The organism is Propioniciclava soli (genome assembly GCF_014858005.1).
GTDB lineage: Bacteria > Actinomycetota > Actinomycetes > Propionibacteriales > Propionibacteriaceae > Propioniciclava > Propioniciclava soli.
This window is the reverse complement of sequence record NZ_JACYOT010000030.1, coordinates 1-8,913: the sequence shown is the minus strand read 5'-3', so window position 1 is coordinate 8,913 and position 8,913 is coordinate 1. Positions and strand designations below refer to the sequence as shown.

Genomic DNA, 8,913 nt, shown 5'->3' with positions numbered 1-8,913 from the left:
ACTCACCCCGCCACCCCCACCGGAAGTGTGAAGAGCCTCGATACGCCACCCGGAACGAGTCGCTAGGACGCTTGATGGCCAAGAACACGGCCACACCGGCGCGTGACCCCATGCCGAATACTTTGCCACCCTCCCGTCTTGAGGTCTCGCCTGCCGTGCGCTGATTTCCCTTCAGATTCAGGACCCACACTGCTGCACACTCGGAAGCAAGTGTTCTTCTAACGCCCGTCGCAGCAGCCCCATCGATCCAGCTGTTGTTCGCCACGAACACCAAGACGCCAGTGTCCCCCAGACGGTCAAGGGACCATCGAAGTGCGCGGAGGTAGGAGTCGTACATGTTGCCCCGAGCGTTGCCCGCACCCTGCGCCAGGAAGGTCTCTGCAATCCTTCGGTCCAAGCTTGGGTAGCTCAGGTTGGCGTTGTCGTCATTCGGAAGATGTCAAGCAGTCTGAGACACGTCTCGTTAGGCGGTCTGTATGAGGGCCTCCGGTGAGGGCTGGTTGATCCAGGCTGCCGTGGGCAGCTTGGGTGCTTGGGGTCGGCGGGTCCCGAAGCGGTGCGGGTGGGCCGCGTGTGCAGCGTCGAGGGTCGCTTGACGTTGGGCGCGGATCTCGGTCGCGGTGCCGAAGTGGACTGAGGCAGGGGTGTGGAGTCCGATCCCGGAGTGACGGTGCTCGTGGTTGTAGTACGCGAAGAACGCCTCGCAGAACGCCCTGGCATCGGCCAGGGACCGGAAGTTGTCGGGGAACACGGGCGCGTACTTCAGGGTCTTGAACGCGGCCTCGCTGTAGGGGTTGTCGTTCGACACCCGTGGTCGGGAGTGGGATCGGTCGACGCCGAGGTCGAGCAGCAACTGGGCAACGGGTTTCGAGGTCATCGAGGTGCCCCGGTCGGCGTGGACCGCGTCGGGGATCCCGTGGACGCCCATCGCCTCCTCGAGCATCGTCTTCGCGATCTCGGAGTCCTCGACCGTCTGCACGGTCCACGCCACGACGTAGCGAGAGAAGATGTCGAGCACGACGTAGAGCTGGAACCAGATCCCGCGGCCGGGGCCACGGATCTTCGTGATGTCCCAACTCCAGATCTGCCCCGATTTGGTGGCCAGCAACTCGGGCTTCTTCCTTGCCGGATGGGTGGCCTGGCGACGCCGTTCACCTGAGGCGCCGTGTGCGCGCAGCAGCCGGTGCATGGTGGACATCGAGCACCAGTAGGTGCCCTCGTCCAGCAGCGTGGCCCAAGTCTGGGCCACCGACTTGTCGCAGAACCTCGCACTGGTCAGCGCCTCGATGACCTGGGTCTGCTCGGCTTCGGTCAGGGCGTTGGGCGGAGCCGGGCGCTTCGACTTCGGCCCGTGAACCTGCGGCTGCTTGGCGCGGTAGTAGCTGCCACGGGCACGCCCCACCAGCTCACAGGCTCGCGTGACCGGGACATGCGCGGTGAGCTCGTCGACAGCGGGGTGGATCACCGCTGCGGCGGCTTCGGCGTGCCCGTGCTCTCGGAGAGCGTCTCCAAGAGCGCGTGTGCTTTTCCCACGATGTCCAACGCCGCCCTGGTCCGCGCGAGCTCGGCCTCGGCCTTCTCTGCACGCCTCCGCAGCGCGTCGATCTCACGATCGCGACGATCACGGCCAGCCTTGGGTCCGAGCGCCGACACCGCGCCGGCCTCGGCGGCCTTGCGCCACTCCGTGATGTGCGAGGAGTACAAACCCTCGCGGCGCAGGATCGCGCCCCGCTCGCCGTGGTCGGCCGCCTCGTACTCGGCCACGATCTGCGCCTTGTACTCGGCCGTGAACGTGCGTCGCTTAGGTCGATCAGCTCGTGGGCTCACCGCTCCATCATCGAGGGCGGCATCTGCCAAAGTCATGGTCATCAGGTGTCTCGCTTCTCGCCCCGTGCAAGGGATCGAACTCAGTGGCGGTGTCTCACCTCAGCCTGACGCACAGGGATTGGCAGAGTCTTGCTTGGCTGAGTAGGGGGGGTTGCCAACAATGATACGAATAGGGGCCGCGAGCTGGGATTCGATGCGCTCGCTATTCACGGGGATGAGCGAGGTGTCCGCCCGGTCGCCGTCCTCGATAATCTGGAAGGTGTCGGTAAGGGTGGCGCCCGGGAAGGGCTGGTAGGAGTGGTCGGCAGCTTCCGGTTCGTTCGCGATTGCGATGGCTTGGTAGGTGGTTTCGATGTTGACGCAGGCGATGTAGTAGGCGAGGAGCATGATCTCGTTTGCCCACAGTTCGCTGGTGTACTTGCGGGCGAGGTCTTCGGGTCGGATGATGCCGGACTGGAGGAGTCGTACGATGAAGGTGCCGGTGCCGGTGAATGGGTCGAGGATGTGCACGTCCTGGTCGGTGAGGCCGTAGCCGAATTCTTGGCGGCAGACGTCGTCGGCGGCGCGGAGCATGAAGTCGACGATCTCGATGGGCGTGTATACGACGCCGAGGCTCTCGGACTGTTTGGGGAAGGCCTTCTTGAAGAACTGTTCGTACAGGTCGTTGACGACCTGTTGGCGGCCGCCGGCGCTTTGGATGCCTTCGGCGCGGCGGCGGACGGAGGCGTAGAACTTGTCGAGTTGGGCGGTTTCGGCGTGGAGGCCGTGGCCGGCGAGGGCGTCGACCATCTTCTGCATGGTGATCGAGACGGGGTTGTGGGCGGCGAAGCTGTCGTGGGCGAAGAGGGCTTCGAACACGGGGCGGGTGATGAGGTGTTGGGACAGCATGTCGACGGCGGCTTCGAGGGTGATGCTGTCGTTGAGGTTGTCCCGCAAGCCTTGGTGGAATGCTTCGAACTCGCCCTGCAGCCGCTGGTCGGCGGTCTTGAGGATGGTGGTGATGCGGGCGGTCTGGTTGGCGTTGATGTGGACGACGTCGTCGGCCCACTGGTCCCAGTACTCCCGGTCGCCGACCTTCTTCACGATCCGGGCGAGGATGGAGTCCTTCCAGTCCTGCAGGGCGAACAGCGGTAGCTGCACGCCGGGCTTGGTCGGCTTGTCGGTGCCGCCCTCGGTGTCGGTGGCGGCGTGGTTGCCGATGAAGTCGATGGTGACCTTGCCGTTGGTGGACTTGTCCAGGTCGATGGTGTTGATCATCGCGTTGAACCGGTCATCGTGCGAACGGAGGGCGTTGAGAACGTCCCAGACGACCTTGAATCGCTTGTTGTCCTTCAAGGCTTCTTCGGGGGCGAGGCCGGCGGGGATGGCGACGGGGAGGATGACGTAGCCGAACTCCTTGCCGGGTGCCTTGCGCATGACGCGGCCCACGGACTGGACGACGTCGACCAGGCTGTTGCGGGGGTGGAGGAACATGACCGCATCGAGGGCGGGCACGTCGACGCCCTCGGACAGGCAGCGGGCGTTGGTGAGGACGCGGCACTCGCCATCAGGGATGGGTGCCTTGAGCCAGGCGAGCTTCTCGCCGCGGATCATGGCGTTCATGCTCCCGTCGACGTGCTGGACCTCACAGGTGGGGCCCTCGTCGTCGCCGGTGTTGGTGAGGGTGTCGACGACTTGAGGGAACGCGTCGGCGAACGCTTAGGAGGCGCGGATGTTCTGGCTGAACGCCACCGCGCGCTTCATGGGGGTCGGGTTGGTGCCGAAGTCGCCGTCCTGGGTGCGTTTCGCGAGGCCGTTCCAGCAGCCGACGATCTTGGCGGCATCATCCAGGGCGAGCTCGTGGTCGACGGTGGCGAGGGATTCCTGCAGGCGGGGGGCGATCGCGCCGTTCTCCACGACGAGGATCATCACCTTGTAGTCGGCCAGCAGGCGCCGTTCGACGGCTTCGCCGAACCCGAGCCGGTGGAACTCCGGTCCGAATGTGGCCTCATCGTCCATCGAGGTGAGGACGGCGGAGGCCTCGTCGGCCTTCTGCTTGACCGCCTCCCCATACAAGCGCGGGGTGGCGGTCATGTAGAGCCGCTTGGCGGCGGGCAGGTAGGTGTTGTCGTGGACGCGGGTGAACGCCGACTCGTCTGCCTCGCCGGCCAGCCGGACGCCGGTGGTGCGGTGCGCCTCATCACACAGGACCAAGTCGAAGTCCGTACCCGCGAGTTGTTGGGCTTGGGCGACGACGTCGATGGACTGGTAGGTGGAGAACACCACCGTCATCTGGCGGCCGCGGAGTCCGACCTGACTCATCTCGTGCACGAGGCGGGTGGCGTTGGTGGTGGGGAGGGGGATGTCGTGGGTGCTGATGTCCTCGGCTGCCTTGGATGCCTTGGTGTCCGAACACACCACGAACGGGCGGATCGTGGTCTGGGTTTGGGCCATCCACTCCCGCAACGTCTGTGACACCAACGCGATCGAGGGGGCCAGGAACAGGACGCGCAGGGAGCCGCCGTTGTCGGCGCACATCTGCTCGGCCAGCTTCAGCGACGTGAACGTCTTGCCCGTTCCGCAGGCGGAGATCCACTGGCCGCGGTCGTGGGTGGTGAACCCGTCGTGGATGGCGGTGAGGGCTTCCTTCTGGTGAGGGCGCAGGCTGTAGCGGACGGCCTTCTTCAGCTGGACCTCGAGCTGGTCCTTCGACGCCCACATCCAGTCGATCGGTGACTCGGAGATCTCCGGGAGGCCGATCCGCTGCACTGGGATCGTCTGGTTCGCCAGGGCGTCGGAGGCAGTCTTGGACCACTTGTCGGTGGTCGAGATGATGATCCGGTTGTCGAACGTGATGCCGTCCCACACCTTGCCCGAGGCGGTGAAGAACGAGTCGATGTCACCCTTCTGCAGGTAGTGGTTGGGGGAGAAGAACTTGCACTGCACGGCCGTCCACAAACCCGTGTCGGCGTTGCGGGCGACCAGGTCGATGCCCGAGTCGTGGGTGCCCTCACGGTGGTCCCAGTCCGGCCAACGTACGACCAGGTCGTAGGTTGCCGACAGGGTCGGGTCGAGGTGGAAGTAGTCGACCATCAGGCGTTCGAACTTCTCGCCCTTGGCCACATTCGTCGGGGCCTGCTGGAAGTCCTCGATCACGTCATGGATCGTCGTCTTCGTCGCCACGCTGCTCCCTCACACATCAACGGCTCGCTCACACCGTACCGACGTGGTGGCCGCCGCGCCGCCTCCGCGTGGGAGATCGCCGAAGTCACAGCGTCCGGCGAGGGGTGGGGGCTGGTGGTCGACTCGCGGACCCACCCCTAGGAGGCGCTCGACCACCAGCCACACTCGACACTACGTGGTGGCCGTGGGGCGGGCGGGGGCTGGCGCATGTGGTGGCGGCCGTGCCTCGCGCCATCCTGTGGTGGAGATGGCCTAGTCTCAAGGCATGTCCACCCCCACGGATTTGTTGAAGTACACCCGTTGGCTGCGCCTGGCCGCTCTCGTCGTAGCTGCGATCGCCACCTTCGTGGCCGTCACCCTCGGGTACACATTGGTCAACGCTGGGCACGCAGCGCCTGCCGTCGTGATTGCCCTGGTGGCCGGCTTGGTGGCCGGCGCATGGTTCGCGCTGTTCTTGCTGCAGCGATTGAAGGGGCGTCTGGAGGAGGGCGCCTCGATCTCGCTGGAGAAGTGGGCGAAGGCCACAGCGTGGATCCGCCTCCTCATCGCCGCGTGGGCTGCGTTCATCGGGCTGGCCGTGGTCGCCGTCCTCACCCAGACGCCGGCGACGGCCGCCCAGGAACTGACCTCGCCGTTGCTGCTGTTCGTCGCGTTCGGAGCCCTGTACGGGCTCCTCGGCGGAGGCTTGAACGACTACCTCGCTGTCTGGGATGAGGAGACGACCCCGCCTGCAGCTGGGTCGACGTCGACTGTCGCCTGAAGCGCTCCGATCATGAGAATCCCGACCGTGTACCGCCCCTACCGTGGGCGCCTGCACCTCCGCATGCCCTACCGGAAGGACAACCGATCCTGGCTGAAGGACCGGCTGGGGGACCGGATTCGCCCCGAGTGGGTTCACGCCACGGAGAGTCACCCAGGACGGTGGGAGATCGCGCGTAACCACCTGCAGCCGTTGGTCGAGGCGCTGGTCGAACGCTGGGGAGCTGTCGACGTGACGCTCATCTACAGCACCACCGAACAGTGCGACACCAGGTGCCAGAATGCCCGCGGCGACGACTGCACCTGCTCCTGCCTGGGCCTCAACCACGGCCACGGCTTCGCCGGGCAGTGGACGCAAGTCGGGGACACCACATTGGTCCAGCACGAGTACACCAAGGTCACCCGCCGCATCACCGGCTGAAAGCCCGAAGGCGTGCTTTACAGGGCCGGTGAGATGAACAACGTGAGCCAGTCGCTATTGGCCGGATCTGCGTGCACGTGGCGAATCCAGCCCAGCGTGGCCCAGAACCCGTCAGCGTCCTTCTTCGCGTAGGCGACCAGTCGACGGCCGGTGTGGCGCCAGCGGAGGGTCTCGGCCAACGCGCGACCCACGCCTGATCCGCGCTGCGCCTCATGCACCTCCAAGAAGACGATCTCCAAGCCAGACGCGCCGACGTCGGGGACGTTGTTGTAGTCCGGGTTGATCCCCACGTCGTCGTCCACGAGGACCCGGGCGACCTCAGAGCTGTCCCGGTAGGCCCGGTAGACCCGTCTCCTCTCGTCGACGGGCTGTGCCACCAGTGATCGGTGAATCCTTCCCCGTGCGGAACCTCGACGAAGGGGAGCCAGCAGAGTTCCTCACCGATGGGGCAGCTGAGTTCCACGAGCTCGATGGGGTCGAGGGCGGGGAGGGCAGCAACCAAGTCGCGGACCGTCTCCGGGTTGGTGGTGGTCAGGGTGGTGAGGATGGCGGTGAGGGCCTGGGCCCGCTCGTCGCCGGTGGGGTCGAGGGCGGGGAGGGCAGCAACCAAGTCGCGGACCAGCCACGGGGTGGTGGTGGTGGTCAGGGTGGTGAGGTGTGGAGTTGATAGCTCGGTGGCGGCGTTGTGTGGCCGCTATGTGACGGTGATCGACGATGGCCGCTGCGGCTTCGACGACGTCGTCAGCGAGGCGCTGTCGCTGGTCCGGTCGTGGCCAGGTTCTCACGCAGTTGGGCGAGCTGTGCGGCAAGAGAGCTCGCTGCATCCTCTGTGAGCTGCAGGTTAGCGGGCTCATTGAGGGCGACGATCGATGGCCATGCGGCGTCGAGGGCAGTTCGTCCCTGATCGGTGATTGTGAGGTGAGATGGTCGACCACGGCCCTCCATACTGCCGCGGATGAGGCCGCGGCGCTGGAGCTTGTTGACGGTAGCGGTAAGCGCTTGAGGGCGAATATGGAGTTGGCGCGCGATCTGCGCCTGCGTGATCCCAGGGTCATCGGTTGTGCACGCCAGCACGCCGAACTCGGCCGTGCTGATCCCCGCGGCTCTGGTTGTCCGCTCGAGATGACGTGCGGCTTCACGCGCAGTTTGCTGCAATTCCCACAGCACCAAGACAAGGTTGGGGTCACCTCCTGATCGGAGCGCCGCCTTCATGGCGTGCCGCGATAGCGACGCTGTCCCCACGCACCCGCGACGCTCAGCAGAGGTCGGGCCAGGGCTTGCGCTGGTCGATGACGCAGAGCGTTGATTACTCGCACGGGACCAAGGGACTCACGGATCGCTGCGCGGGCCCGGGGTGATATAGAACGCTGGTAGCGGGCGAGTGCGGAGTATAACGGGGCGCCATCCAGATGCTCGGTGATGGCATCAACGAGGTCGGCGGCATCACAGATGGCCGTCGACGCACCCCGACCGCCGGTCGGTGGCATCGCGTGGATCGCATCTCCGAGCCCTGTGACACTGCGAGGCGTCCAATCTGCGATCGGTCCGGATGGGTTTGCCGCCCGGAACCTGAACGCTGCAACACGTTCGAGGTCCGAGGCCGACACGTGCTCGGTTAGCCAGGGCGACCATCGCGTGAGCAACGCGCCCGCCTGCTGGACCAGGTCACCTGCCGATGTGTGTCGGGTGCCCCTGAGGCTCTCGCTGCGGTTAATCGTGCCCCAGATAAGAGCTGGCCCGCCGGTCAAAGCCGCAACTGTCGGGTCGGTCGCAGCTCGCGAGGGGGGGTTGTAGATCGAGAGGAAGACGCCGGTGCCGTCGGCCCCGAACGCCAAGGCCGGACCCCGGCGCAGGTAGGTCGGCGGGTCGTCTGTTCCGAGCGGTGCCCATCCCGCAATACCGGTGAGACCAAGATCGCGGGTGGGCGACGTGCCGAGGAACGAAGAGATGACCGTCGAATTTGCGCCGTCGGCGGCCACCACAAGGTCACCATCAACAACGGAGCCATCTGAAAGCGTGACCGCTGCACCCGTGTCATCCTGTGCTACATCGCGCACTGTCGATCCAAATCGGATCGAGGCGCTGATGTCCCTCGCAAGCAGGACTCTCAGCACTTGGCGTTGCGCCAAGATGCGGTCCTGTCCGGTGGGTTCAGCCGCGACCACGATCGGACGCAATTGGGAGTCCGCGATGGTGAACTGCTCGAACGCGCTCCCGGTGTCTGATACCAGCCGGATTTCTTCCATCAGCGCCCCTGGGATCAAATCTGCGAGTGCGCCGCAGGCTTCATCGTTGAGGCTAATGCGATACCCGCCCGTCTCCGCGGCAGCGACATCCTGCTCTACAACTACGACCTCAGCCTTCCCCGAGAGTCCGTGTGCCAGCGCGAGACCACCCATACCTGCCCCACACACGATGATCCTCATGCCGCAAGAGTATCAAGAGGTTGATTCCCGCTCGATGGTTCTTGCATATCTGGCCGGATGACCAAGCATCTCGTGAAGGTACAGTTTTGTGAGACATCCGCTCGGGTGGCGGGCGGATCGTCTCGGGCCGGGGCAGGTTTGTGGGGTTCCTACAACCGACGAGCGTTCTGGAGGGGCTATGGATGCCCGTGAGTGTTGCTGGGTCGGCTCAGGATCGTTCCTGGAGAACCGGCCCCCGTTCCCGGAGGGCGTGGCGGCGGGGTTCAGTGGCCGTGCGGGCCGGATTCTTCGGGTGCTGGGGGGAGTCCGCCGAGGCGG

Annotated in this window: 9 protein-coding genes and 1 pseudogene; 2 read left to right on the top strand and 8 right to left on the bottom strand. The window is 65.5% G+C overall.

Annotated features, from left to right (window positions below; all coding sequences use genetic code 11):
* Positions 1-463 precede the first annotated feature (463 nt).
* From IFY26_RS17220 to IFY26_RS17205, 5 genes and pseudogenes are all read right to left on the bottom strand, one after another.
* Positions 464-1,465: an IS3 family transposase gene (locus IFY26_RS17220; RefSeq protein WP_232550242.1), complete on the bottom strand. Its 1,002-nt coding sequence runs from the start codon at positions 1,463-1,465 to the stop codon at positions 464-466.
* A complete protein-coding gene (locus IFY26_RS17215; RefSeq protein ID WP_232550241.1) occupies positions 1,462-1,827 on the bottom strand; it encodes a hypothetical protein in 366 nt (121 codons plus the stop codon). The genes IFY26_RS17220 and IFY26_RS17215 overlap by 4 nt, the downstream gene beginning before the upstream one ends.
* 99 nt (positions 1,828-1,926) lie before the next feature.
* Positions 1,927-3,243: an N-6 DNA methylase gene (locus tag IFY26_RS18425; RefSeq protein ID WP_416046590.1), complete on the bottom strand. Its 1,317-nt coding sequence runs from the start codon at positions 3,241-3,243 to the stop codon at positions 1,927-1,929.
* Between the two features lie 3 nt (positions 3,244-3,246).
* Positions 3,247-3,444: pseudogene (locus tag IFY26_RS18040) on the bottom strand (helicase-related protein); the annotation flags it as partial.
* An 81-nt stretch (positions 3,445-3,525) separates the two neighbouring features.
* Positions 3,526-4,989 (bottom strand): restriction endonuclease, encoded by a 1,464-nt coding sequence (locus IFY26_RS17205; RefSeq protein WP_232550239.1) that lies wholly within the window; start codon positions 4,987-4,989, stop codon positions 3,526-3,528.
* 265 nt (positions 4,990-5,254) lie between these two features.
* On the opposite strand from IFY26_RS17205, the gene IFY26_RS17200 reads away from it, so the two are divergent.
* Both IFY26_RS17200 and IFY26_RS17195 read left to right on the top strand, forming a co-directional pair.
* A complete protein-coding gene (locus IFY26_RS17200; protein WP_232550238.1) occupies positions 5,255-5,749 on the top strand; it encodes a hypothetical protein in 495 nt (164 codons plus the stop codon).
* Between the two features lie 12 nt (positions 5,750-5,761).
* Positions 5,762-6,169, top strand: a complete 408-nt coding sequence (locus IFY26_RS17195) for a hypothetical protein (protein ID WP_232550237.1) — start codon at positions 5,762-5,764, stop codon at positions 6,167-6,169.
* A gap of 17 nt (positions 6,170-6,186) precedes the next feature.
* Here IFY26_RS17195 and IFY26_RS17190 read toward each other — a convergent pair whose 3' ends face one another.
* The 3 genes from IFY26_RS17190 to IFY26_RS17180 all read right to left on the bottom strand — a co-directional run bounded on the left by IFY26_RS17190 (position 6,187) and on the right by IFY26_RS17180 (position 8,595).
* A complete protein-coding gene (locus IFY26_RS17190) occupies positions 6,187-6,546 on the bottom strand; it encodes a hypothetical protein (protein ID WP_232550236.1) in 360 nt (119 codons plus the stop codon).
* A 364-nt stretch (positions 6,547-6,910) separates the two neighbouring features.
* Entirely contained in the window at positions 6,911-7,381 is a 471-nt protein-coding gene (locus IFY26_RS17185) for a MarR family winged helix-turn-helix transcriptional regulator (RefSeq protein ID WP_232550235.1), read from the bottom strand.
* Complete coding sequence (locus IFY26_RS17180; protein WP_232550234.1) at positions 7,378-8,595, bottom strand: FAD-dependent oxidoreductase; 1,218 nt, start codon at positions 8,593-8,595, stop codon at positions 7,378-7,380. The genes IFY26_RS17185 and IFY26_RS17180 overlap by 4 nt, the downstream gene beginning before the upstream one ends.
* Positions 8,596-8,913: the final 318 nt, after the last annotated feature.

Coding starts and splice junctions, on each gene's coding strand:
- IFY26_RS17185 (WP_232550235.1), bottom strand. CDS start 7,381: ATGAAGGCGGCGCTCCGATCAGGAGGTGACCCCAACCTTGTCTTGGTG.
- IFY26_RS17180 (WP_232550234.1), bottom strand. CDS start 8,595: ATGAGGATCATCGTGTGTGGGGCAGGTATGGGTGGTCTCGCGCTGGCA.
- IFY26_RS17195 (WP_232550237.1), top strand. CDS start 5,762: ATGAGAATCCCGACCGTGTACCGCCCCTACCGTGGGCGCCTGCACCTC.
- IFY26_RS17200 (WP_232550238.1), top strand. CDS start 5,255: ATGTCCACCCCCACGGATTTGTTGAAGTACACCCGTTGGCTGCGCCTG.
- IFY26_RS18425 (WP_416046590.1), bottom strand. CDS start 3,243: ATGCGCAAGGCACCCGGCAAGGAGTTCGGCTACGTCATCCTCCCCGTC.